Source organism: Mycobacterium sp. NGS66, assembly GCF_059812225.1.
On record NZ_JCALCG010000004.1, the window covers coordinates 271368 to 293800 of the forward strand.

25 protein-coding genes are annotated in these 22433 nt (G+C 67.6%); 6 read left to right on the plus strand and 19 right to left on the minus strand.

Annotated elements, in window-relative coordinates; translation table 11 throughout:
- Window positions 1-6: 6 nt before the first annotated feature.
- The 3 genes from trpC to AC5Y2L_RS11195 form a co-directional block, all read right to left on the minus strand.
- Window positions 7-825 (minus strand): indole-3-glycerol phosphate synthase TrpC, encoded by an 819-nt coding sequence (gene trpC, locus AC5Y2L_RS11185; protein ID WP_499938758.1) that lies wholly within the window; start codon window positions 823-825, stop codon window positions 7-9.
- A gap of 121 nt (window positions 826-946) precedes the next feature.
- Complete coding sequence (locus AC5Y2L_RS11190; RefSeq protein ID WP_499938777.1) at window positions 947-1585, minus strand: TIGR02234 family membrane protein; 639 nt, start codon at window positions 1583-1585, stop codon at window positions 947-949.
- A 28-nt stretch (window positions 1586-1613) separates the two neighbouring features.
- Window positions 1614-3155 (minus strand): anthranilate synthase component I, encoded by a 1542-nt coding sequence (locus tag AC5Y2L_RS11195; RefSeq protein WP_499938756.1) that lies wholly within the window; start codon window positions 3153-3155, stop codon window positions 1614-1616.
- A 53-nt stretch (window positions 3156-3208) separates the two neighbouring features.
- Between AC5Y2L_RS11195 and AC5Y2L_RS11200 the strand changes: the two genes are divergently transcribed.
- The gene (locus AC5Y2L_RS11200) at window positions 3209-3664 is read left to right on the plus strand and encodes a peroxiredoxin (RefSeq protein ID WP_499938754.1); all 456 of its coding nucleotides are present in this window, start codon (window positions 3209-3211) and stop codon (window positions 3662-3664) included.
- Window positions 3665-3742: 78 nt separating this feature from the next.
- On the opposite strand, the gene AC5Y2L_RS11205 is transcribed toward AC5Y2L_RS11200, so the two are convergent.
- Window positions 3743-4834, minus strand: coding sequence for a calcium:cation antiporter (locus tag AC5Y2L_RS11205; RefSeq protein ID WP_499938752.1), 1092 nt, complete (start codon window positions 4832-4834; stop codon window positions 3743-3745).
- A gap of 75 nt (window positions 4835-4909) precedes the next feature.
- Between AC5Y2L_RS11205 and AC5Y2L_RS11210 the strand changes: the two genes are divergently transcribed.
- Window positions 4910-6376 (plus strand): serine/threonine-protein kinase, encoded by a 1467-nt coding sequence (locus AC5Y2L_RS11210; RefSeq protein ID WP_499938750.1) that lies wholly within the window; start codon window positions 4910-4912, stop codon window positions 6374-6376.
- A gap of 1 nt (window position 6377) precedes the next feature.
- Here AC5Y2L_RS11210 and hisI read toward each other — a convergent pair whose 3' ends face one another.
- The 9 genes from hisI to AC5Y2L_RS11255 all read right to left on the minus strand — a co-directional run bounded on the left by hisI (window position 6378) and on the right by AC5Y2L_RS11255 (window position 13510).
- Window positions 6378-6740 (minus strand): phosphoribosyl-AMP cyclohydrolase, encoded by a 363-nt coding sequence (gene hisI, locus AC5Y2L_RS11215; RefSeq protein WP_499938749.1) that lies wholly within the window; start codon window positions 6738-6740, stop codon window positions 6378-6380.
- The gene (hisF, locus tag AC5Y2L_RS11220; RefSeq protein WP_499938747.1) at window positions 6737-7522 is read right to left on the minus strand and encodes an imidazole glycerol phosphate synthase subunit HisF; all 786 of its coding nucleotides are present in this window, start codon (window positions 7520-7522) and stop codon (window positions 6737-6739) included. The genes hisI and hisF overlap by 4 nt, the downstream gene beginning before the upstream one ends.
- A gap of 2 nt (window positions 7523-7524) precedes the next feature.
- Window positions 7525-8325 (minus strand): inositol monophosphatase family protein, encoded by an 801-nt coding sequence (locus AC5Y2L_RS11225; RefSeq protein ID WP_499938746.1) that lies wholly within the window; start codon window positions 8323-8325, stop codon window positions 7525-7527.
- Window positions 8326-8332: 7 nt separating this feature from the next.
- The gene (gene priA / locus AC5Y2L_RS11230) at window positions 8333-9073 is read right to left on the minus strand and encodes a bifunctional 1-(5-phosphoribosyl)-5-((5-phosphoribosylamino)methylideneamino)imidazole-4-carboxamide isomerase/phosphoribosylanthranilate isomerase PriA (protein ID WP_499938775.1); all 741 of its coding nucleotides are present in this window, start codon (window positions 9071-9073) and stop codon (window positions 8333-8335) included.
- A gap of 79 nt (window positions 9074-9152) precedes the next feature.
- Complete coding sequence (gene hisH / locus AC5Y2L_RS11235; RefSeq protein ID WP_499938744.1) at window positions 9153-9773, minus strand: imidazole glycerol phosphate synthase subunit HisH; 621 nt, start codon at window positions 9771-9773, stop codon at window positions 9153-9155.
- A complete protein-coding gene (hisB, locus tag AC5Y2L_RS11240; protein WP_499938743.1) occupies window positions 9770-10396 on the minus strand; it encodes an imidazoleglycerol-phosphate dehydratase HisB in 627 nt (208 codons plus the stop codon). Before hisB ends, hisH begins: the two co-directional genes overlap by 4 nt.
- The gene (locus tag AC5Y2L_RS11245; RefSeq protein WP_499938741.1) at window positions 10393-11631 is read right to left on the minus strand and encodes a histidinol-phosphate transaminase; all 1239 of its coding nucleotides are present in this window, start codon (window positions 11629-11631) and stop codon (window positions 10393-10395) included. The genes hisB and AC5Y2L_RS11245 overlap by 4 nt, the downstream gene beginning before the upstream one ends.
- A complete protein-coding gene (hisD, locus tag AC5Y2L_RS11250; RefSeq protein WP_499938774.1) occupies window positions 11628-12944 on the minus strand; it encodes a histidinol dehydrogenase in 1317 nt (438 codons plus the stop codon). The genes AC5Y2L_RS11245 and hisD overlap by 4 nt, the downstream gene beginning before the upstream one ends.
- A gap of 68 nt (window positions 12945-13012) precedes the next feature.
- The gene (locus AC5Y2L_RS11255; RefSeq protein ID WP_499938739.1) at window positions 13013-13510 is read right to left on the minus strand and encodes a DinB family protein; all 498 of its coding nucleotides are present in this window, start codon (window positions 13508-13510) and stop codon (window positions 13013-13015) included.
- 84 nt (window positions 13511-13594) lie between these two features.
- Between AC5Y2L_RS11255 and AC5Y2L_RS11260 the strand changes: the two genes are divergently transcribed.
- Window positions 13595-14005, plus strand: a complete 411-nt coding sequence (locus AC5Y2L_RS11260; protein WP_499938737.1) for a nitroreductase family deazaflavin-dependent oxidoreductase — start codon at window positions 13595-13597, stop codon at window positions 14003-14005.
- A gap of 163 nt (window positions 14006-14168) precedes the next feature.
- Here AC5Y2L_RS11260 and AC5Y2L_RS11265 read toward each other — a convergent pair whose 3' ends face one another.
- Window positions 14169-15197: a zinc-dependent alcohol dehydrogenase gene (locus tag AC5Y2L_RS11265; RefSeq protein ID WP_499938736.1), complete on the minus strand. Its 1029-nt coding sequence runs from the start codon at window positions 15195-15197 to the stop codon at window positions 14169-14171.
- A 40-nt stretch (window positions 15198-15237) separates the two neighbouring features.
- Between AC5Y2L_RS11265 and AC5Y2L_RS11270 the strand changes: the two genes are divergently transcribed.
- Entirely contained in the window at window positions 15238-15804 is a 567-nt protein-coding gene (locus tag AC5Y2L_RS11270) for a TetR/AcrR family transcriptional regulator (RefSeq protein ID WP_499938734.1), read from the plus strand.
- On the opposite strand, the gene nadC is transcribed toward AC5Y2L_RS11270, so the two are convergent.
- From nadC to nadA, 3 genes are read right to left on the minus strand one after another with little or no spacing between them, the layout of a single operon-like run.
- On the minus strand, window positions 15801-16661 hold the full coding sequence (gene nadC / locus AC5Y2L_RS11275) for a carboxylating nicotinate-nucleotide diphosphorylase (RefSeq protein WP_499938732.1): 861 nt from the start codon (window positions 16659-16661) through the stop codon (window positions 15801-15803). The genes AC5Y2L_RS11270 and nadC overlap by 4 nt on opposite strands.
- Window positions 16658-18241 carry an L-aspartate oxidase gene (locus AC5Y2L_RS11280; RefSeq protein ID WP_499938730.1) on the minus strand — a complete coding sequence of 528 codons (1584 nt, stop codon included), beginning with the start codon at window positions 18239-18241 and terminating at the stop codon, window positions 16658-16660. The genes nadC and AC5Y2L_RS11280 overlap by 4 nt, the downstream gene beginning before the upstream one ends.
- Window positions 18241-19290, minus strand: a complete 1050-nt coding sequence (gene nadA, locus AC5Y2L_RS11285; RefSeq protein WP_499938728.1) for a quinolinate synthase NadA — start codon at window positions 19288-19290, stop codon at window positions 18241-18243. The genes AC5Y2L_RS11280 and nadA overlap by 1 nt, the downstream gene beginning before the upstream one ends.
- A 48-nt stretch (window positions 19291-19338) precedes the next feature.
- On the opposite strand from nadA, the gene AC5Y2L_RS11290 reads away from it, so the two are divergent.
- On the plus strand, window positions 19339-20061 hold the full coding sequence (locus tag AC5Y2L_RS11290) for an NUDIX hydrolase (RefSeq protein WP_499938727.1): 723 nt from the start codon (window positions 19339-19341) through the stop codon (window positions 20059-20061).
- Window positions 20062-20201: 140 nt separating this feature from the next.
- Window positions 20202-21542, plus strand: coding sequence for a lipase family protein (locus AC5Y2L_RS11295; RefSeq protein WP_499938725.1), 1341 nt, complete (start codon window positions 20202-20204; stop codon window positions 21540-21542).
- Here the strand turns inward: AC5Y2L_RS11295 and AC5Y2L_RS11300 are convergent.
- Both AC5Y2L_RS11300 and bsaP read right to left on the minus strand, forming a co-directional pair.
- Window positions 21537-22205: a DUF2567 domain-containing protein gene (locus AC5Y2L_RS11300; protein WP_499938723.1), complete on the minus strand. Its 669-nt coding sequence runs from the start codon at window positions 22203-22205 to the stop codon at window positions 21537-21539. The genes AC5Y2L_RS11295 and AC5Y2L_RS11300 overlap by 6 nt on opposite strands.
- A complete protein-coding gene (bsaP, locus tag AC5Y2L_RS11305; RefSeq protein WP_499938721.1) occupies window positions 22202-22429 on the minus strand; it encodes a biotin synthase auxiliary protein BsaP in 228 nt (75 codons plus the stop codon). The genes AC5Y2L_RS11300 and bsaP overlap by 4 nt, the downstream gene beginning before the upstream one ends.
- Window positions 22430-22433: the final 4 nt, after the last annotated feature.

A 22433-nucleotide genomic window follows, 5' to 3' on the forward strand; every position in this document is an offset into this window, starting at 1 on the left:
CAACGGCTAGCGAGCCGGTTTCGGACAGGATGGATGGGTACCGGCGGTGACCAAATCGGCAACGGCCGCACGGGGATCACCACTTTTGACCAGACCTTCACCGACCAACACGGCGTCGGCGCCGGCACCGGCGTAGGCCAACAGATCGCCCGTGTGGCGCACACCCGATTCGGCGATCCGGATCACGTTGCTGGGCAGCCCAGGTGCGATGCGGGCGAAGCAATCCCGATCGACCTCGAGGGTCGCGAGGTCCCGCGCATTGACGCCGATCACCTTGGCGCCGGCCTTCAATGCCCGGTCGGCTTCCTGCTCGGTGTGCACCTCGACAAGGGCGGTCATGCCGAGTGATTCGGTGCGGTCCAGCATCGACACCAACGCCGACTGGTCCAGCGCGGCGACGATGAGCAACAACATGTCGGCGCCGTGGGCTCGGGCCTCGTGAATCTGATAAGGCTGCACCACAAAGTCTTTGCGCAATATCGGAATCGACACCGCGGCACGCACCGCGTCAAGGTCGTCGAGCGAACCCTGAAACCGTCGCTCCTCGGTCAGCACGCTGATGATGCGCGCACCGCCGTCCTCGTAAGCCCGTGCCAGCTTTGCCGGATCGGCGATGGTGGCCAGTGTCCCCGCCGACGGGCTGGCGCGCTTCACCTCGGCGATGACACCGATGCCGGGCTCGCGCAGCGCGGCCATCACGTCCAGCGGTGGTGGTGCTGCGGCGGCGGCAGCCTTGATCTCCGAGAGGCTCACGACGGCTTCGCGCGCGGCAACATCGGCCCGGACTCCCTCGAGGATGGAGTCAAGGACGGTTGCCGGACTCATGCCTGCGTTTCCTCTCCACTGCAGTCCCACTGCCATTGCACTGCCCTCGCACTGTCGCTGCGGCCTGCCAGCCGAATTCCGCGACGTTCATGAAGGGTAGCGGCCGTCGGCGCGCGGTTCGTCACCGACCCTCGGTGTCCGGCTCGCGGGACGAATCGGTCGGGTCGTGTCCCTCGTCGAGGGCGTCCCAGATCATCCGCTCCGACATGCCGCCGTCCGATGCGGGGGTGTCGCCCTGGTTAGCGTCGTCGCCGCGGGCCATGGATCGGCGCGTCGCAGGTGCCGCATATTTCGCGGTGGTCTGTGGGTCGGCCCCGAAGATCACCGCAGAGCGCATCAACAGCACAGCGGCACCTAAGGCGCACACGGCTGAGGCGACGGCGATCCCTGCTCCCCAGTAATGCCGCTCGCTACCCACCAACGACGCCATCGAGATATGCGCCAAATCGGCGCCGCGCGCCGCCACGTCCGGAATCACCCACAGACTGATGCCCAGATACCCGACGGCGAAGCTGATCGCCGCCAGCAGCCCGGCCACCAGCCGCATCGGCCAGCCACGCACCGCGACGGCAGCCACGGCGGTGGCGAGCAACACCAACGCCAGCGGTACCAAAGCCGTCGACCATGACGCGCCGGACAACGTCACCGATTTAGGCGGGCCGAGCCCGTCGAACGACCGGACGACCACCCACGGCAATCGCGATGCCGTCCACAGCAGACCCGCCGCGACCACCAGCAACGCCTGCGCGATCCGGATCATCGAGCGGCTGGTCAGCCGACTCGTGGGTTCAGCGGCCACGGCCACCCGCCTCCGGACTGGCCAGCGTCTCGGCCGCGGCGACGGCAGCCAGCACGGCGCGGGCCTTGTTGGTCGCCTCGTTGTATTCGTAAGGTCCGTTGGAGTCGGCGACCACCCCGCCGCCGGCCTGCACATATGCGGTGCCATTGCGCATCAGCGCGGTGCGGATGGCGATCGCGAAGTCGGCGTTCCCCGCGAAGTCGAGATAGCCGACCACGCCGCCGTACAGACCGCGACGGGTCTTCTCCACCTCTTCGATCAGCTCCATAGCGCGGACTTTCGGCGCCCCCGACAGGGTGCCGGCCGGGAAGCAGGCGGTCACCGCGTCCAACGCGGTGCGGCCCTGGTCCAGTAACCCGGTCACCGTGGACACCAGATGCATGACGTGGCTGTAGCGCTCGATGTGGCTGTAATCCTCGACGCGCACAGTGCCGGGTCTGCAGACCCGGCCCAGGTCGTTTCGTCCCAGGTCCACCAGCATCAAATGTTCGGCGAGTTCCTTCTCGTCGGTCAGCAGCTCCTTCTCGAGCAGCTGATCCTCTTCCTCGTTCTGCCCGCGCCAGCGGGTCCCGGCAATCGGATGTGTCGTTGCCCGGCCGTCGCTGACGGTGACCAACGCCTCCGGGCTAGAGCCGACGATCGAAAAGTCTATTCCCCCATCATTATTCGGCACCTGCAGCAGATACATGTAGGGGCTTGGATTAGTGACCCGCAGAATCCGGTACACGTCGATCGGATCGACATCGGTGTCCACCTCGAAGCGCTGCGACGGCACCACCTGAAAGGCTTCGCCCGCGGCTATCTGCTCCACCAGGTACTCGACGATCTTGCCGTATTCCTCGACGGTGCGCTGCGCTCGATGCCGTGGTTCGGGTCTGCTGAAGGTGGCGACGGTCGACGGCAGCGGCTGACCCAGCGCCGCGGTCATCACGTCCAGGCGTGCGACCGCGTCGTCGTAGGCCCAGTCGACCCGCTCGTCGGTTCCGTTCCAGTTGACAGCGTTGGCGATCAGCGTGATGGTGCCCTCGTGGTGATCGACTGCGGCCAGGTCGGTGGCCAGTAGCAGCAGCATGTCGGGCAATCGCAGGTCGTCGACGGCCAGCTCGGGTAGGCGTTCCAGACGCCGTACCAAGTCGTAGGCGAAGAAGCCGACCATGCCGCCCGACAGCGGCGGAAGCCCCGGCAGCGGCCCGGTGGCCAGCAGTTCCAGCGTGGCGCGCAACGCCTGCAACGGATCGCCGCCGGTGGGGGCGTCCTGCGGCACCGCGCCCAGCCATACCGCTTCACCGTCGCGCACCGTCAAGGCCGACGGCGATCCGGCACCGATGAATGACCAGCGCGACCAGGACCGGCCGTTCTCGGCGGATTCCAGCAGGAAGGTTCCGGGGCGATTGGCGGCGAGTTTGCGGTACGCCGACAGCGGGGTCTCGCTGTCGGCCAACACCTTACGGGTCACCGGAACCACGCGGTGTTCGGCCGCGAGCTGACGGAAGTCCTCGCGTGAGGTGGTGGCGGCGAGGTGGGCGTGCACCGGACCATCTTCCCAGATCCGGTGAGGCGGGCCGCGAGCGTAACCTGACGCCCATGAAAACTGGTGACATCGTGGCCGACTTCGAACTCCCCGATCAGACCGGAACGCCACGCAAGCTCAGCGACCTGCTTTCCGACGGGCCCGTCGTGCTGTTCTTCTATCCGGCGGCGATGACTGCGGGCTGCACCAAGGAGGCTTGCCACTTTCGGGATCTGGCTTCGGAATTCGCCACCTTGGGAGCCACCAGGGTGGGCATCAGCGTCGATCCCGTCGAGAAGCAGGCCAGGTTCGCCGAGACGCAGAACTTCGACTACCCGCTGTTGTCGGACAGCGACGGCAAGGTGGCGGCTCAGTTCGGCGTGAAGCGCGGTTTGCTCGGCAAGCTGATCCCGGTCAAACGCACCACCTTCGTCATCGACACCGACCGCCGCGTACTCGACGTGATCTCGAGCGAGCTCAGCATGGACACCCACGCCGACAAGGCGCTGGAGACGTTGCGCGCGAGGTAACCCAGCTGGCGCGAACAGACGCAAAATCCCCAATTTCGGCGGGCGAAATTGGGGATTTTGCGTCTGTTCGCCACACACTCAGGGGTTGGCGGCCAAGAACACGTAGGCCGCCAGCAGCACGATGTGCAATTCGCCCTGCAGCCGGGTGGCCCGGCCCGGCACCACGGTTAGCACGCTGATCACGACGGTCACCAGCAACAGCACCAATTGGATAGCACCCAGGCCCAGCAACAGCGGTCCCTTGATCCAGATTGAGGCAAGCGCGATAACCGGGATAGTGAGCCCAATGCTGGCCATCGCCGAGCCGTAGGCCAGGTTCAGGCTCGTCTGGATACGGCCCTGCCGCGCCGCTCGCGCCGCCGCAAGCGTCTCCGGCAACAACACCAACGCCGCGATCACCACGCCGACGAACGACCGCGGGAACCCGGCGGCCGCGACCGCATGGGCGATCGCCGGCGATTCCTGTTCGGCCAGACCCACCACCGCAACCAGCGCGACCAGCAGCAGCACCAGGCTGATCAGCGCGTCGCTGATGCTCGGCGGCTCCGCATGACTTTCGTCCTCGAAGAGGCTTTTTTGACCGCGCTGCGCGACGGGCAGGAAAAAGTCCCGGTGGCGCACCGTTTGGGTGAACACGAACAGTAGATAGAGCACCAGCGAAGCGATCGCGGCGAACGCAAGCTGCCCCGGTGTGAATTCTGGACCCCGCTGACCGGTGGTGAACGACGGCAACACCAGGCTCAACGTCGCCACCGAGGTCACCGTCGCCAGCGCCGCGCCACTGCCATGCGCGTTGAACAATGTCACGCCATAGCGGTGCGAACCGAGTAGCAGCGACAACCCCGCGATTCCGTTGGTGGTGATCATCAGAGCTGCGAAGGCGGTGTCTCTGGCCAGGGTGGCCGCCTCGTTTCCGCCCTCTGCCATGAACGTCACGATCAAGGCCACCTCGATGGTCGTCACCGCGACAGCGAGCACCAGCGATCCGAATGGCTCGCCGACGCGGTGTGCGACCACCTCGGCGTGGTGGACCGCTGCCAGCACGGCGCCACCGAGCAACACCGCCGCCACCACCGCGGCTACCGGCCCAAGGTGCTCGCCCCACGTCACCGCAAGCACGATGAGAGCAAGCAGCGGGACCACCACGGTCCACGACGCAAGTTTCAACATTGACCGCCATTCTTCTTCAGCCATCCGCCAGCCGAACGGCCACGTCTGCCGGACGCTGCTCGGTAGCATGCTCACATGCCGCAACCCGATGGCCTCAGCGAAGGCCAGGTGTTCGCCGGATACACCATCATTCGACCGCTGGGGGCGGGCGGAATGGGACAGGTGTATTTGGCCCAGCATCCACGGCTGCCCCGGCGCTATGCCCTCAAAATTCTGCCCGCCGACGTCAGCGCGGATCTCGAATTCCGTCAACGCTTTAACCGTGAGGCCGAGCTGGCCGCCGGCCTCTACCACGAGCACATCGTCGGCATCCATGATCGCGGCGAATACGAAGGGCAATTGTGGATCTCGATGGACTACGTCGAGGGGACCGACGCGGCGAGACTGCTGAGCAGCCAGTACCCGTCCGGGATGCCGCGCACCGACGTCGTCGAAATCATTTCGGCTGTCGCCGAGGCACTCGACCACGCCCATTCCCGCGGACTACTGCATCGTGACATCAAACCGGCCAACATACTGCTCGGCGATGCCAGTCCGCGGCGACGCATTCTGCTCGCGGACTTCGGTATCGCGCGTGAGCTGGGTGAGATCAGCGGCTTGACCGCGACGAATATGGCGATGGGTACCACCGCCTACTGCGCACCCGAGCAACTCCAGGGCGCAGACATCGACGGCCGAGCCGACCAATACGCACTCGGATGCACCGCGTTTCACTTGCTGACCGGCAGCGCGCCGTTCCAGCATTCCAACCCCGCCGTGGTCATCACCCACCACTTGTCGGCGCCGCCACCGCTGGTCAGTGAGCGCCGCCCGGAGCTTGCAGACCTTGATGCCGTAATCGCCAAGGCAATGACCAAGAATCCTGGCGAGCGTTTTGCGACGTGCTCGGAGTTCGCGGCGGCACTGGCCGGCGGACGGGTCGCAGCGTCGGGATCGGACACCGGGCCGACACAAGCAGTCGCGGCGCCGGGCAGCCCGTCGGCGAAAGCGGGACGCGCTGGCCGGCCTGCGGCCCTGATCGCGGCGGGGGTCACCGTCGTGCTGGTCGCGGTGGCCGTCGTGGTCGGCGTGCGGATGCTCGGCAACCATCCGCACCGGCAGGCCGCCGGCGCCCCTTCAGCGGCAGCGCAACCGTCGAGCGCAAATGCCGCGCCGATCAAGCTGGGCAATCGAATTACCGACGACTCCAACGTCCTTACGCCCGCAGAGCACTTTGCGGTGAACCTGGCCATCACCCGGCTTGACAGCCGACGCGGCACCCATCTCTGGGTGGTGTATGTCAAGAACTTCGGCGGCGTCGCAGCGCCGCGGTGGGCGGAGAACGCAATGCGCGCAAACAATTTCGGCAACACCGACGTCATGCTGGCGATCGCCACCGGCGAGTCGGCGTTCTCGTTCCGGGTGCCCGAGGCGGTTGCCCGGGGAAAGTTCATCGAAGTCGAGCGGATCCGGGAGGAACGGATCAAGCCGGCGGTGAACAACCAAGAGTGGGCGCGCGCGGCGCGCGCGGCAGCAGAAGGACTGGAGGCGCTGCCCGGGTGATTCAGCGGGCCGACCCGGGGTCCTCCGGCTCGAGCAGCACCGTCGCGTCAAAGCAGCTGTGGTCGCCGGTATGACAGGCGCCGCCCACCTGGTCGACAGTGAGCAACACGGTGTCACCGTCGCAGTCTAGCCGCACCGAGTGCACGTGCTGCGTGTGCCCGGAAGTCGCGCCCTTGACCCACTGTTCGCCGCGGGAACGCGAATAATAAGTCGCCTCACGGGTTTCCAGGGTGCGGGCCAATGCCGCGTCGTCCATCCAGGCGACCATCAGCACGTCGCCGCTGCCGCGTTCCTGGACGACGGCGGTGAATAGGCCGTCGGCGTTGCGCTTCAGCCGGGCGGCGATGTCCGGGTCGAGCGTCATCGCACGGTGATCCCTTCCGCGGCCATGGCGGCCTTCACCTGCCCGATCGTCAGTTCCCCGAAGTGAAAGACGCTGGCCGCCAACACCGCATCGGCGCCGGCGGCAACCGCCGGTGCGAAGTGTTCGACCGCGCCCGCCCCCCCGCTGGCGATTACCGGAACCGTCACCGCCGCGCGCACCGCCCGCAGCATCGGCAGGTCGAAACCCGCCTTCGTGCCGTCGGCGTCCATCGAGTTGAGCAGAATCTCCCCCACCCCGAGCTCGGCACCGCGCGCGGCCCACTCGATGGCGTCGATGCCAGTGCCGCGGCGACCGCCATGGGTGGTGACCTCCCAGCCCGACGGTGTCGGCGTCGAACCGGGCGGCACCGTTCGCGCGTCGACGGACAGCACAATGCACTGCGACCCGAACTGATTTGCCATGTCCGCCAATAGATCCGGGCGGGCGATGGCGGCAGTGTTGACCGAAACCTTGTCGGCACCGGCCCGCAGCAAGATATCCACGTCGGCAACCGTACGTACCCCCCCGCCCACGGTCAGCGGGATGAACACCTGCTCGGCGGTGCGGCGAACAACTTCCAGCATGGTGGCCCGGCCCGCCGATGATGCGGTCACGTCGAGAAAGGTCAGCTCGTCGGCGCCCTGCGCGTCATAGACAGCGGCGAGTTCGACGGGATCCCCAGCATCCCTGAGGTTTTCGAAGTTGACCCCCTTGACCACCCGTCCGTCGTCGACGTCCAGGCAGGGGATCACCCGCACCGCAAGGCCGTTACTGCCGTACACCTTCAGTAATCCTCCGGATTGCCCGTGCTGCGGATGATCTCGAGGATCTCGTCGTGCGCGCCGGGGGCCGCGGCCAGCGCGGACCGCGATTCCGGGGTCCACGGCTCGCCACCCAAGTCGGTCACGATACCGCCGGCGGCCCGCACCTGCGCCACCCCGGCCGCATGGTCCCACACGTGACCGCCGAAAACTATTGTTCCGCCGAGTATTCCGTCGGCGACGTAGACCAGGTCGATACCGGTCGAGCCGTGCATCCGCAGCCGAGACGACACCCGGCTGAGATTTTCCAGCAGCGCCAATCGATAGCGCCCGGGGAAGCGGCCCCGCGAATCGGCGCTGAAGCTGCCGACAGCGACCAACGCGTCGGACAGCTCGGTGCGTTCCAGCGGCGGTTGCGGCACACCGTTTTTCAGCAATGGGCCGCCGACGACCGCGGTGTAGCGCTCGTCGGTGAACGGCAGCCAGGTCAAACCGGCCACCGGTTCGCCGTCGTGCAACAGCCCCAACAAGATCGCGGCCATCGGTGAACCGGCGGCGTAGTTGAACGTGCCGTCCACCGGGTCCAGCACCCACACCCACGGTGAGTCGACGGCCGAGCCGCCGAATTCCTCACCGTGCACACCGATTCCGGTGGCCTCTTGCAATGCGGCGACGACCTGCCGCTCGATGGCGAGATCCACCTCCGTGGCGAAGTCGTTGCCCTTCTTCCGCACCGCCGAGTCAGCGCGGTGGCCGTCCAAGAATCTTGGTACCGCCGCATCCAAGATCACCGAGGCCGTTTCGACAAGCGAATTCAAGTCCATCGCCGGTTTACTCCCGCACCGCCGCGAGCGCCTGCGGCAGGGTGAATCGTCCGGCGTAGAGCGCCTTGCCGACAATGGCACCCTCGACACCACGATCGGTAAGCGTTGCAATGGCGCGCAAGTCATCGAGGCTGGACACGCCGCCGGAGGCGATCACCGGCGCCTCGGTGCGTTCCGCGACGCCGGCCAGCAGCTCCAGGTTGGGACCACCGAGCGTGCCGTCCTTGGTGACGTCGGTGACCACGAACCGCGAACAGCCTTGCCCGTCAAGACGTTCCAGCACCTCCCACAGGTCGCCGCCGTCGGTTTCCCAGCCCCGGCCGCGCAACCGGTGCCCGCCGTGGCGGTCGATCTGCACATCCAGCCCGACGGCCACCTTGTCGCCGTGCGCGGCGATCGCCTGCGCGCACCACTGCGGGTTCTCCAGGGCCGCCGTGCCAAGGTTGACCCGAGCGCAACCGGTGGCCAGTGCGGCAGTAAGCGATTCGTCGTCGCGAATGCCGCCGGAGAGTTCGACACGAACGTCGAGTTTGCCCACCACCTCGGCCAGCAGTTCCCGGTTGGAGCCGCGACCGAAGGCGGCGTCCAGATCGACCAGGTGGATCCACTCGGCGCCGTCGCGTTGCCAGCCCAGGGCGGCGTCCAGCGCTGAGCCGTACTCGGTTTCGCTGCCGGCCTTGCCCTGGACCAGCCGCACGGCGCGGCCCTCGACCACGTCGACGGCGGGTAACAAGATCAGTGTCACAATCCCTCCGGTGTCGCGAGAGTGCAACTGGCGACGCCTCTTCCCGACGTTTGCGTCGCCAGTTGCACTTTCGCGGCGTCGTTCATAGTCCGCCGACCCAGTTGCTCAGCACCGCCGCTCCGGCGTCCCCGCTCTTCTCCGGGTGGAACTGGGTGGCCGCCAATGGCCCGTCCTCTACCGCCGCCAAGAACGGCACCCCGTGAGTGGCCCACGTCAGCAGCGCCTCGGACGAGCCTTCCCAGCGCTGCGCGGCATAGGAATGCACGAAGTAGAACCGGGAGTCGGCATCCAGCCCCTTGAACAACGCACTGCCGGGGGCCGCGTTCACCACGTTCCAGCCCATGTGCGGGATCACCGGGGCGTCCAGCCGGGTGACCGCTCCGGGCCACTGGCCGCAGCCTTTCGTCTCCACGCCGAACTCGACGCCGCGGGAAAACAGGATCTGCATGCCGACACAGACCCCGAGCACCGGCCGGCCGGCCGCGACCCGCTCGGCGATGATCCGCTCCCCTCCGATCTTGCGCAGACCGGTCATGCACGCCTCGAACGCGCCCACCCCCGGCACCACCAACCCGTCGGCGGCCGCCGCGACGGCGGCGTCGGCGGTGACTTCGACGTCGGCGCCGACGCGCTGCAGCGCCCGCTGCGCCGACCGCAGGTTACCCGAGCCGTAGTCCAAAACGACCACGGATTTGGCGCTCACAGAACGCCTTTGGTGGACGGCACACCTGACACTCGAGGGTCCGGCTCGACGGCCTGGCGCAGCGCCCGGGCAACCGCCTTGTACTGCGCCTCGGTGATGTGGTGCGGGTCGCGCCCATACAGCACACGAACGTGCAGAGCGATGCGGGCGTTGGCGGCAAGCGTTTCGAAGACATGCCGGTTGACGACGGTGTGGTATGGCACCGAGCTGCCTGCAATGGTGGTGTGCTGCAGGTGATCCGGCTCCCCGGTGTGCACGCAGTAGGCCCGGCCGGAGACGTCCACGGCCGCATGGGCCAGCGTCTCGTCCATCGGGATGAAGGCATCCCCGAACCGGCGAATGCCCTTCTTGTCTCCCAGGGCCTGCCCGAGGGCCTGACCCAGCGCGATCGCGGTGTCTTCGATGGTGTGATGGCCTTCGATCTCGACATCGCCCTTGGTTCGCACCGTCAGGTCGAAGCTGGCGTGGCTGCCCAGGGCGGTCAGCATGTGATCGTAGAAGGGGACGCCGGTGTCGACCTCCACCTGCCCGGTGCCGTCCAGGTCGAGTTCGACGACGATGTCGGATTCTTTCGTGCGGCGTTCGATCCGGGCGCGGCGCGTCCGGGCTTCAGTGGCGGTCACGGTGCTCCTAACTCATGGTCGCGACCCGCTTCGCCCGGCTCCGCCGCGCTCGCGATCGCTCCGGAAACATGGTCGCGACCCGCTTCGCCCGGCTCCGCCGCGCTCGCGATCGCTCCGAACACGCTAGAAGTCAGTTCGCTGGCGGCGACCTGGGCGCTCACCCGCAAAAACGCGTCGTTCTCCTCAGCCAGTCCTGTGGTGGCGCGCAGATAGCCCGGAATGCCCACGTCGCGAATCAGAACTCCGGCGTCCAGGTAGCGCTGCCACGCCGCCGGCGCGTCGGCGAATTCGCCGAACAGCACAAAATTAGCGTCGCTGGGGATTACCTGAAACCCCATGCCGGACAACACTGTTGTCACTCTCTCGCGTTCGGCGATCAACGTGGCAACGCTGCCCAGAGTGTCATCTGCGTGCCGCAGCGCGGCACGGGCTGCGGCCTGGGTGACCGCCGACAGGTGATAAGGCAACCGCACCAACAGCATCGCGTCGATCACCGCCGGTGTTGCGACCAAGTACCCGAGCCGGCCGCCGGCGAAGGCAAACGCCTTGCTCATCGTGCGCGTGACGACGAGTCGCGTGGGATATTCCTCCACCAACACCACTGCGCTTGGCTGTGAAGAGAACTCACCGTAGGCTTCGTCGACGATCAGGATCCCAGGCACCACGTCCAGCAGCTTGCGTAGGTCCGGCAGCGAAACACTCTGTCCGGACGGGTTATTGGGGCTGGCGATGAACACCACATCGGGCTTGCGCTCGATGATGGCGGCGACGGCGGCGTCGACGTCGAGGCTGAAGTCGTCGGCGCGGGCGGTCACGATCCACTCGGTGTGAGTCCCCCCGGCGATGATCGGATGCATCGAGTAGGAGGGCACAAAACCTATCGCGGTACGCCCCGGCCCACCGAAGGCCTGCAACAGCTGCTGCAGAATTTCATTGGAACCATTGGCGGCCCAAAGGTTTTCGACGCTCAGCGGGGTACCGGTCTGGGCGGTAAGGTACGCGGCGAGGTCGGCACGCAGGGCTACCGCATCACGGTCGGGATAGCGGTGCAGCTCCGGTGCCACCTGTTGCACCGACCGCACCACATCGTCGATCAGCGCCTGGGTGGGCGGATGCGGGTTCTCGTTGGTGTTCAGCCGCACCGGGACCGCCAATTGCGGTGCGCCGTAGGGTGATTTGCCACGAAGGTCGTCGCGCAGTGGGAGGTCGTCCAGCGTGGGGTCAGGCGCGCTCATCGTTCGAACCTCCGCCGTACCGCCTCGCCGTGTGACGGCAGGTCTTCGGCCTTGGCCAGCGTGATCACATGTCCGGAAACATCTTTGAGCGCCGCCTCCGTGTAGTCCACGACGTGGATTCCGCGCAGGAATGTCTGCACCGACAGTCCGCTGGAGTGCCGGGCGCTGCCGACCGTAGGCAGCACATGGTTGGACCCGGCACAGTAGTCACCGAGGCTGACCGGCGACCAGGGCCCGACGAAGATGGCACCCGCCGAACGTATCCGCCCGGCTACCCGCGGGGCCTCTGCGGTCTGGATCTCCAAATGCTCAGCGGCATAGGCGTTTACCACCGCAATACCGGCATCCAGGTCGTCGACCAGGATGATCGCCGATTGGCGTCCCGTCAGCGCGGCGGTGACGCGGTCGCGGTGCACCGTGGTCTGCAGCTGGGCGTCCAGTTCGGTGTCGGTGGCGTCGGCCAGCTCCGGGCTGGGGGTCACCAGCACGCTGGCCGCCAACTCGTCGTGTTCGGCCTGGCTGATCAGGTCGGCGGCCACGTGTGCGGGATCGGCGGTGTGATCCGCCAGGATGGCGATCTCGGTGGGCCCGGCCTCGGCGTCGATGCCGACCTGGGATCGGCACAGCCGCTTGGCGGCGGTGACGTAGACGTTGCCGGGACCGGTGACCATGTCGACCGGCGCCAGTTGGACGCCGTCGACGTCGGTGCCGCCATAGGCCAGCAGGGCCACCGCCTGCGCGCCGCCCACCGCCCAGACCTCGTCGACTCCCAGCAGGCGCGCTGCGGCCAACACCGTCGGGTGCGGCAACCCCTCGAACGCCGCCTGCGGCGGGCTGGTCACCACCAGCGAATCGACGCCGGCCACCTGGGCCGGTATCACGTTCATCACCACGCTGGACGGGTACACCGCTTGACCGCCGGGCACGTACAGCCCAACCCGCTCCACCGGAACCCACCGCTCGCTGACCGTCGCACCGGGACCGAGTGTGGTCGTGACGTCTGCGCGGCGCTGATCGGCGTGCACTGCCCGGGTGCGCTCGATCATTACCTGCAGGGCGTCGCGCACGTCGCCGTCCAGGCCGGCAAGCGCGGCGTCGAGCGCCGCGTCCGAAACGCGAACGGTCGGCGGCCGCACGCCGTCGAACGACTCCCCGAATTCCAGCGCCGCCTCAACCCCACGCTCGGCCACGGCCTGCACAATCGGGCGCACCTTGGGCAGCACGCTTTCCACGTCGGCGCCGCCGCGCGGCAAGGCGGCCCGCAGCCGGGCGGCCGTCAACTGCGCGCCCCGCAGGTCGATGCGGGCCATCAGTGGGGTGGTCACGTCGACCATTGTCCCAGAGCAGCTCAAGTTGTTATCCGAACAGGTGGTGGAGCGGATCAAAGCTGCCGGCGGACATCGAGCAGGTGGTGCTGCGCCTCATGCATGGTGTGCACCGCGACCCAGCGCAACGACCGTTCGCAGGTTTGCGGATAGTGGTACACAACCCCGCGATCCCAGTCGTCGGGAGACAGCCGGGAAAGGACGTTGGCGAACAACCAGGCGGCATCCGCGAGCTGGCGGGCCACATCCTCGGGCTCCTGGTCGGCATATCCGTCGTGCAGAACCCGTTCGTCCCGCCCCAGCGGGGTGCAGTCCGGCCGATCCATCCGGCGGGCGGCAAGCACCCGTTCGCGCTGCACCAGCAGCATGTCCCGCAGATGGCAGCCATATTCCAATGGCGACCACACGTCGGGCCGGCGTCGCGATCGCAGGTCGACCTGGCGGCCGCGGAGAATCGCCACCACCTCGGCGATTCGCTCAGGGATCTCCCGGACAGCGGCCGCCGACTGGCCCAGGTCGTAGGTGAAGCCGCATTCCGCGCAGCAATCCAGCACGCCGTCATTGTTCCGGTGACCGGTACAGTGCCGGTTCAGGGGCCCGGTTCCGGGCCGGCGATCAGGCGCCTAGAAGGGAGCAGCATGTCCGCCAAGGATCACCCCAACAACGCCCCCGGCGTCCCGATGGTCTACCCGACCTGGTTCGAGAACATCCAGGTCAAATACCTCAACCCGGCGCTCAAACCCATCGCCCGCTACCTGCCGGGCACCGCAACCATTGAGCACCGCGGTCGCAAGTCGGGAAGACCGTACAAGACGATCGTCACCACGTACCGCAAAGGCGCTGTCCTGGCCATCGCACTTGGCCACGGCAAGACGGACTGGGTCAAAAACGTGTTGGCCGCCGGCGAGGCCGACGTGCATTACGCGCGCCGGACCGTGCACATCACCAACCCGCGGATTCTGCCCGCCGGCTCCGACGGTTCGGAGTTGCCGTGGTTGGTGCGCCTCCAGCTGCGCCGCATGGCCGTGTTTCTCGCCGATATCGCCTGATTGTCGGCTGACGGCCGGGCGGTGCGAAACCACGGCATTCAGCGTGAAACTACGGCTTTCAGGGTGAAACTACGGCGTTCAGCGTGTAAGCAGGGCGGCGAATTCGCGATTTCTCCGCCGAGGATTCACGGGCGAAGCCCGGGATTCACGCACGACGCGGGACCTAGACCCTGGTGAAGACGGTCTTGCCGGTCATCGTCGCCCAGGCCGACGGAGCATCCTCCCACGCCACGACGCGATCGACGGCGGGCGACAGGTCCAGTCCACCGGCGAGCAACTCGAGCACTCGCGGGATTACCGCCCGCGCGTTGACGCGCCCGGTGACGAACCGCACGCCGCGGGTGTACATCGCTAGCAATGGCATCTCGACCGTGGGCTGGAAATAAGCTCCGGTGTCGGTGCACACCCCGTCTGGCCAGGTCGCGCGCAGCGTCGCGGCCAGCAGCGCCGGATCGGTGGAGGTATGCACGGTGACCGGGTAGCGGTCCCAGGACTTGTCGGGTTTGGCGACATCGTGGGCCACCGCGCCGAGCTTCTCGGCCGCCGCCAGCCGCTGCGCGTCGGTGTCGACGTAGTCGACGTGCGCTCCCAAGGCGGCCGCGAAGGCGGCTGCGTACAACCCGATCGACAATCGCCCGACAACCAGGACGCGACGATCCGCCTGATCCAGGCCGGCCAACTCGTCGACGGAGGGTCCGATCGTGCGCCAGCCATCGGGAATGTTGTCTGACAAGGAAGCGATGGCGACCGGATCGAGGGTCTCGGCGATCGGGAGCAACATGGCGTCGGCGTAGGGCACCAGCACCAGATCCGACAGAAATCCACCACCATCCAGGCCGGAGATCGGCGCCATGCCGTAGGTGGACATCAGAGGCAGTGAGCCGCAGGAACCGGTCACGCCGCGGCGGCATGCGGCGCACGTACCGCAATTGATCTGAAACGGCACCACCACCCTGTCGCCGACCCGGACGGTGTCCACGCCGTCACCGACGGCGACAACTTCGGCTAGGCCCTCGTGCCCGACGGCGTGTCCGGGCGGCACCGGTAGCCAGCCCTGGCTGACACCGACGTCCAGATCACAACAGGCCACCACCAGCGGTCGAACCAGCGCTTGCTGAGGCGCGGTGATCGTCGGCTCGGGCACCTCACGCCAGTCATATCGCCCGGCTTCTTCAAACGTCAGCTGCCTCATCTCAGCATTCTTGAGTAGTCACTCAAGTATTGTCAAGACCATGCCGAGACCAGATCGCAGCCGTGCGGCTCTGCTGGACAAAGCCGCCACCCTGTTCCGACGGCAGGGCTACGCGGCCACCGGACTCAACCAGATCCTCGCCGAGGCCGGCGTCCAGCCCGGCTCGCTGTATCACCACTTCCCGCAGGGCAAGCAGCAATTGGCCGCCGCGGTGGTCGACGCCGCCGGTGCGGGCATCGAGAAATTACTGCGCAGATTCCTGGCCACCGACCGTTCGGTGGCCGACATCATCGATCGGTGGATCGACCTGCTGGCGGCCGGGCTGGCTAGTGACCACCGTGACGGCTGTCCTATCGAGCCGATCGCCACCGAGTCCGTCAACGCAAGTCAACAGGTACGCACCGCCTCGGCGCGCGTCTTCCAGGGATGGTGCGCCGCGATCGGGGAACGCTTGCAGTCCGACGGCTGGGCCACTGACGACGCGGAAAGTGTTGCGCTGGCGGTGATTTCGCTGATCGAGGGGGCGCTGATGCTGTCCCGGGTAGCCGGCGATACGGCCGCCCTGGACGCCGCCAAGCCCGCGGCTCGGACGTTGCTGCGCGGTTAAGGCAGGTCCAGGCCGATATCGAGCGCGCGCGCCGAGTGGGTCAGCGCACCCACCGCCAGATAGTCCACACCGGTCGCTGCGTAAGTCCCGACGGTCTCGAGGCTGAGCCCGCCGGAGGACTCGAGCAGAACGGTGGGCGCGCGAGCGTCCCGCCGCTGTGCGGCAATCTGCGTCTGCCACACCGGGAAGTTGTCCAGCAGCACCAACTCCGGCTTCTCGGCCAACACCTCGTCGAGCTGCTCAAGTGAATCGACTTCGACCTCGCACGGCAGATCAGGAGCGGCGTCCCGCACCGCCCGCAGCGCTTCGACGACCGAGCCGGCGGCGGCCACATGATTGTCCTTGATCAGGGCCGCATCTCCCAGGCCCAGCCGGTGGTTGACGCCGCCGCCTACCCGCACCGCGTATTTCTGCAGGGCACGCAACCCGGGCAGGGTCTTACGGGTGTCCCGGATCTTGGCCTTGGTGCCCTCGACGGCGTCGACCCAGGCCGCCGTGACGGTGGCGATTCCGGACAAGTGGCAGACCAGGTTGAGCATGGTCCGCTCGGCTGTCAACAGGCCGCGGGTCGGTGCCCGCACCGTCAACAGCGGCTCGCCGGGTTGTAACCGCGCGCCGTCGGCGACGCGATGCAGCACCTGGTAACCGTCGGCCCCGATCACCTCGTCGAGCACCAGCAATGCGATATCAATCCCGGCGATCACGCCGGCCTCGCGCGGCACCATCGACGCGGTGGTTACCGCACCGGAGGGCACCGTCGCCATGGTGGTGACGTCGGGCCCATAGCGCAGGTCCTCGTCCAGACCGCGCCGAATAACGTCTCGAGCGGTCGACAATTCGCCGTCGGACAGCATCATGAGCACACCACCGCGAACGCCTCCGCGTACACCTTGTGGTCGTCGGCCAGCCGGATCACGATGCTGCGTGCCTGGTCCGGGTCGGCAGAGCCGTACTCGGCGCGGTGATGACAACCCCGGCTTTCGTTACGTGCCAACGCGCCGGCGGCCACGGCCCGAGCGGTCAGGGTCAACGCCACGTCCTCGAAGTCGCGTCGGGTGGTGATGTTGCAGGGCTGCGCCGCCGACAACCTGCTGGACAACCGCTGCAGTCCTGCAGCGGTGCGCATTACCGAGGCGTCCCGGCTCATCGCGCCTTGCAGATCAGCGCGTCTCAGCGCGGTGTGATTGACCGGCTCCGGCAGGCTCGCGAGCGGACCTCCGGTTGCCAGCGCATGCGCGGCAGCGGCCTTGCCCGCCCGGTTACCGACCACCAGGCCCTCGAGCAAGCTGTTGGACGCCAACCGGTTTGCGCCGTGCATCCCGGTCCGGGCCACCTCGCCCGCGGCGAACAGCCCGGGCAGCTCGGTCCGGCCGCATACGTCGGTCACCACGCCGCCACAGCTGTAATGAGCGCCGGGAACCACCGGAATCGGTTGCCGCGCAGGGTCGATGCCGGCCGACCGGCACACAGCGGTAACCGTCGGGAACCTCGACTCGAAGCCGTCGATGCCGCGCGCGTCGAGGTAGGCACACGGATCACCGGTGGCCCGCAGGCGTGCGTCGATGGCACCCGCGACGACGTCACGGGGCGCCAGGTCACCCATCGGATGGACCCCGGCCATGATCGAATCACCTTGCCTGTCAACCAGAGTCGCGCCCTCCCCGCGGACGGCTTCGGTGATCAGTGGCCGTCGGCCCCCGGCGTGGTCGTGGTAAAGCATCGTCGGATGGAACTGGATGAATTCGAGATCGCTGACCGCGACCCCGGCCCACAATCCCAGGGCGACGCCGTCGCCGGTGGAACCGTTGGGATTCGTGGTTGCGCTGTAGAGGTGTCCGAGTCCACCGCTGGCCAGGATGACCGACGGCGCACTGATGATGCCGCAGCCGTGGCGATTGAGCACTAATACGCCGGTCACCACGCCGTCGTCCTGCAGTACTCGCAGCGCGACATGGCCGGTGCGGATATCCAGGGCGGCCGCAGCGTGGTCGAGGGCGCGCTGGACCTCGGCGCCGGTGGCGTCCCCGCCGGCATGCACGATACGGCGCCGAGAGTGCCCGCCTTCCCGGGTGAGCGCCCAGCGGCCCGGCTCGGATTCGTCGAATCGCGCTCCGTCGCAAACCAATTCGGTTACCGCACGATAACCGTCGGCAACAATCGAATACACCGCGTCGGGATCGCACATGCCCGCGCCCGCAGCCAATGTGTCGGCGACGTGGGCTTCGATCGAGTCAGCGTTATCTGGATTGTCGGGCAGCACCACCGCGATGCCGCCCTGCGCGTAGTGCGTCGCGGTGACCCCGCGTGTCTGGTCGGCTTTGCTCAACACGACGACGCTGCGACCGGAGCGGTGCGCCGCCAGGGCAGCGGCCAACCCCGCCACCCCGGTGCCGATGACGACGACGTCAGCGGTGTCCCGCCACGCGGGTCCGGCCATCATTCGCCGCCGCCCGGCTGCCCGATTTCGATCATGCGCTGCACACTGCGCCGGGCCGCCGCGGCGGTTTGCGGGTCGACCTGCACCTCGTCGACTCCCTCGACCAGGCAGCGCAACAGGGCAGCCGGGGTGATCATCTTCATGTATTTGCACGAGGCCCGGTCATTGACCGCGCGGAAGTCGACCTGCGGCGCGGCCCGGCGCAATTGATGCAGCATGCCGACCTCGGTGGCGACCAGCACCTGGCGGGCACGCGTCTGATGCGCGGCGTCGAGCATGCCCCCGGTGGACAGGATCCGCACCCGGTCGGACGGAAAAGCGCCCTCGCCGGCCAGGTACAAAGCCGAAGTGGCACACCCACATTCGGGGTGCACGTACAGTTCGGCCTCCGGGTTGGAGCGGGCCTGCTCGGCGAGCTCGTCGCCGTTGATCCCGGCATGCACATGACATTCGCCGGCCCATATGTGCAAATTCTTGCGGCCGGTCACCCGGCGGACGTGAGCGCCCAGGAACTGATCCGGGCAGAACAGCACCTCGCGGTCGGGGTCGATGGAGGCCACCACGTCGACCGCGTTCGAAGAGGTGCAGCAGATGTCGGTGAGCGCCTTGACCGCCGCAGTGGTGTTGACGTACGAGACGACGACCGCGTCGGGGTGCTCGTCCTTCCAGGCACGCAGCTCGTCGGGGCTGATCGAATCGGCCAGTGAGCAGCCGGCGCGCTGATCGGGAATCAGCACCGTCTTGCCGGGGCTCAGAATCTTGGCCGTCTCGGCCATGAAGTGCACGCCACAGAACACGATGGTGTCCTCGGCGGCTTCGGCGGCGATCCGCGACAGGGCCAGCGAATCCCCCACGTGGTCGGCGACGTCCTGGATCGCCGGCAGCTGGTAGTTGTGCGCCAGCACGGTGGCGTTGCGCGCCTGCGCGAGCCGACGGATTTCGGCGGCCCACCGCGCGTCGCCGTCGACCCCGGCATACCCGGTTGGGGAGTCGCTGATGCCGGTCGGCAGGTCATCCGCGAGCGGCTCCGTTGGGTTCAGGACCGTCATTGGTCCGCTCCTTTCGCGACAGGAGGTTTTCGACTTACAATCGAAAACATGCCCAATGGTAGCACCTCGCACGAAGTGCTGGCGGTCGTGTTCCAGGTTCGTCATGTCCCGGGCGCGAAAAGCACCGAGAAACCGCAGCTGAACGTGCTGTTATGGCAACGCGCCCGGGATCCGCAACGCGGCGCTTGGTCGCTGCCCGGCGGGCGGCTGCGCAACGACGAGGACATGACCACTTCTGTCCGCCGCCAATTGGCTGAAAAGGTCGACCTGCGAGAGGTGGCTCACCTCGAGCAGCTCGCGGTGTTCTCGGATCCGAAACGGGTGCCGGGCACCCGGATGATCGCGTCGACCTTCCTGGGTCTGGTGCCCTCCCCCGCCACCCCGGAGCTGCCCCCGGACACCCGATGGCATCCGGTCAGCGCGCTGCCGCCGATGGCCTTCGACCACGGCCCGATGGTCACTCACGCGCGGGCCAGGCTGGTCGCCAAGCTGTCCTACACCAACATCGGATTCGCTTTGGCGCCAAAGGAATTCGCCCTCTCGACGCTTCGCGACATCTATTGCGCCGCACTGGACTATCAGGTCGACGCGACCAATCTGCAACGGGTGCTGGCCCGTCGCGGGGTCATCACCGCCACCGGGACTGTGGCCGCGTCCGGCCGCAGCGGCGGACGCCCGGCCGCCCTCTATCAGTTCACCGACTCCCAGCTGCGCGTCACCGACGAGTTTGCCGCGCTGCGGCCGCCGGGGCTTTCCGGGCTCACCGGTTAGCGGCGGCCTCCCGTACGGTGCTGTGACGGGCCACACGGCGATTCGTGCGTTTAAGTTTGCGTCAGCACCGGTACATTTAGTAAGAAATTGCTAAGAGACGGGCGCCGAGGACCTGCGGCTGGCCCACGAAGGGAGCCTTGATGGTCGAGTTCGGCAACCTGGCAAGTGCAACGGGCGCGGAGTGGATAGGCCGCCCGCCACATGAAGAGTTGCAGCGCAAGGTACGCCCGCTCCTCCCGTCCGACGACCCGTTCTACCTGCCCCCACCGGGCTTTCAGCACGCCGAACCGGGGACGGTGCTGCGTTCGCGTGACGTGGAACTGGCCTTTCTGGGGCTGATCCCACAGCGCGTCACCGCCACGCAGCTGCTGTACCGGACGATGGACCTGAACGGCCGCCCGGAGGCCACGGTGACCACGGTGGTCGTGCCGGCCGAACGTGCTCCCGGTCAGGTCTGCCCGCTGCTGTCCTACCAATGCGCGATCGACGCGGTTTCCTCACGCTGCTTCCCGTCGTATGCACTGCGGCGCAGGGCCAAGGCCCTCGGCTCGATCAGCCAGTTGGAGCTCTTGCTCATCACCGCCGCCGTCGCCGAGGGGTGGGCGGTGTCGGTGCCCGACCACGAGGGTGTGCACGGCATGTGGGGTGTGCCGTACGAACCGGGCTACCGGGTGCTCGACGGCATCCGCGCCGCGCTGAGTTCCGAACGCCTCACGCTGTCCCCCGAGGCGCCGGTCGGGCTCTGGGGTTACTCGGGCGGCGGCCTGGCCAGCGCATGGGCTGCCGAAGTCTGCGGCGAATACGCACCGGACTTGGACGTCGTCGGCGCGGTGCTGGGATCGCCGGTCGGCGACCTGGGCAATACCTTCCGCCGGCTCAACGGCACTTTCCTGGCCGGTCTGCCCGCGCTGGTAGTCGCCGCGCTGCAGCACGCCTACCCCGACCTGGACCGGGTGATCAACGAGCACACCAACGACGAGGGTCGCGAGCTGCTCGAGCAGCTGAAGAAGATGACGACGGCGGAAGCGGTCATCCGGATGGCCGGCAAGAACATGGGCGACTACCTCGACGAGCCGCTGGAAGACACCCTGTCCCGACCGGAGATTGCGCACGTTTTCGAGGCCATCAGGCTGGGCAGCACGGTGCCCACACCGCCGGTGCTGATCGTGCAGGCCGTGCACGACTACCTCATCGACGTCGACGACATCGACGCGCTGGCCGACGCCTATTCCGGCGGCGGCGCCGACGTCACCTACCACCGCGACGCGTTCAACGAACACATGATGCTGCACCCGTTGTCGGCGCCGATGACGCTGCGCTGGCTCACCGACCGGTTTGCGCGCCGACCGCTGACCGACCACCTCGTCAGGACCACCTGGCCCACGGCGTTCAACCCGATGACCTACGCCGGCATGGCCCGGCTGGCCATGATCGCGGCCAAGGTCATCACCGGCAGGAAGGTGCCGCGCCGTCCGTTATGAGACGGCCCCTTCCGGTGCCTCAGGCCGCATCGGCGCCACCGGTACCACGGCCGGCGGCCGATTCCCAACCGGACCGCCCCCGAGGTCATCATGTGCGCTTGCCGCCGCAAACACGGCGTACGCCAGGCAGGCGGTAGCCGCCGGCCACATGAGCGTGGCCGCCACCTGCAGCGGCTTTCGCGCGTAGAACACCGGCGGCGCCTGGATCACATAGGCAATCCGGTGCTCACCGCCGAGCGGGACCGCGTCGAAATTCAAGTCGCCGTAGCGCAGCCGGACCAGTACGGCTCCCACCGCCGCCCCGATCGCAGCCGCCGCCACCAGGCCGACGAAGAGCGCCAGCACCATGGCGGGACCTCGTCGGTCCCGCCACTGCCACAGCGCTACCGGTGCCACCACCGCCACCACGGTGAACAGACCGATCAGCAACGTCGGCGCGACGAAGAAATGCTGGGATTCGGTGCCAAGGTAGTCGTGCACCCGCTCACCCGTGCGGGTGATCGCCACCACCGCGTGAATGGGTGGGGCAATCCAGGCCCACAGGCCGCCGACCAAGAGCCCGGTCGCCGCCAAGGCCAACGCCACGATGGTGGCCGCGCGGGCCGGTGATGTGGCGGGGCGGCCAGCAGCCGGTGTGCGATCGTCAGCGGGATGGCCGGTCACCGCTGCGCCTCCAGGTCAGCGGAGTCGACTTGGCCGTGCCGCGAGCACTGCGCCCGCCAGCCGTCGGGACGGACCTGCACGATCATTCGGCGTCCGCACTGTGCGCAGAACCGGGGCGGCTCAAGTCCCATCTGGGCGGCCGGAGGGCTGGCCGTGCCCGCCAGTTCGCCGGTGTAAACGTTGTAGACACCGGCAGTGACCGGAGCGCCCAGATCGTGCACCACGCTG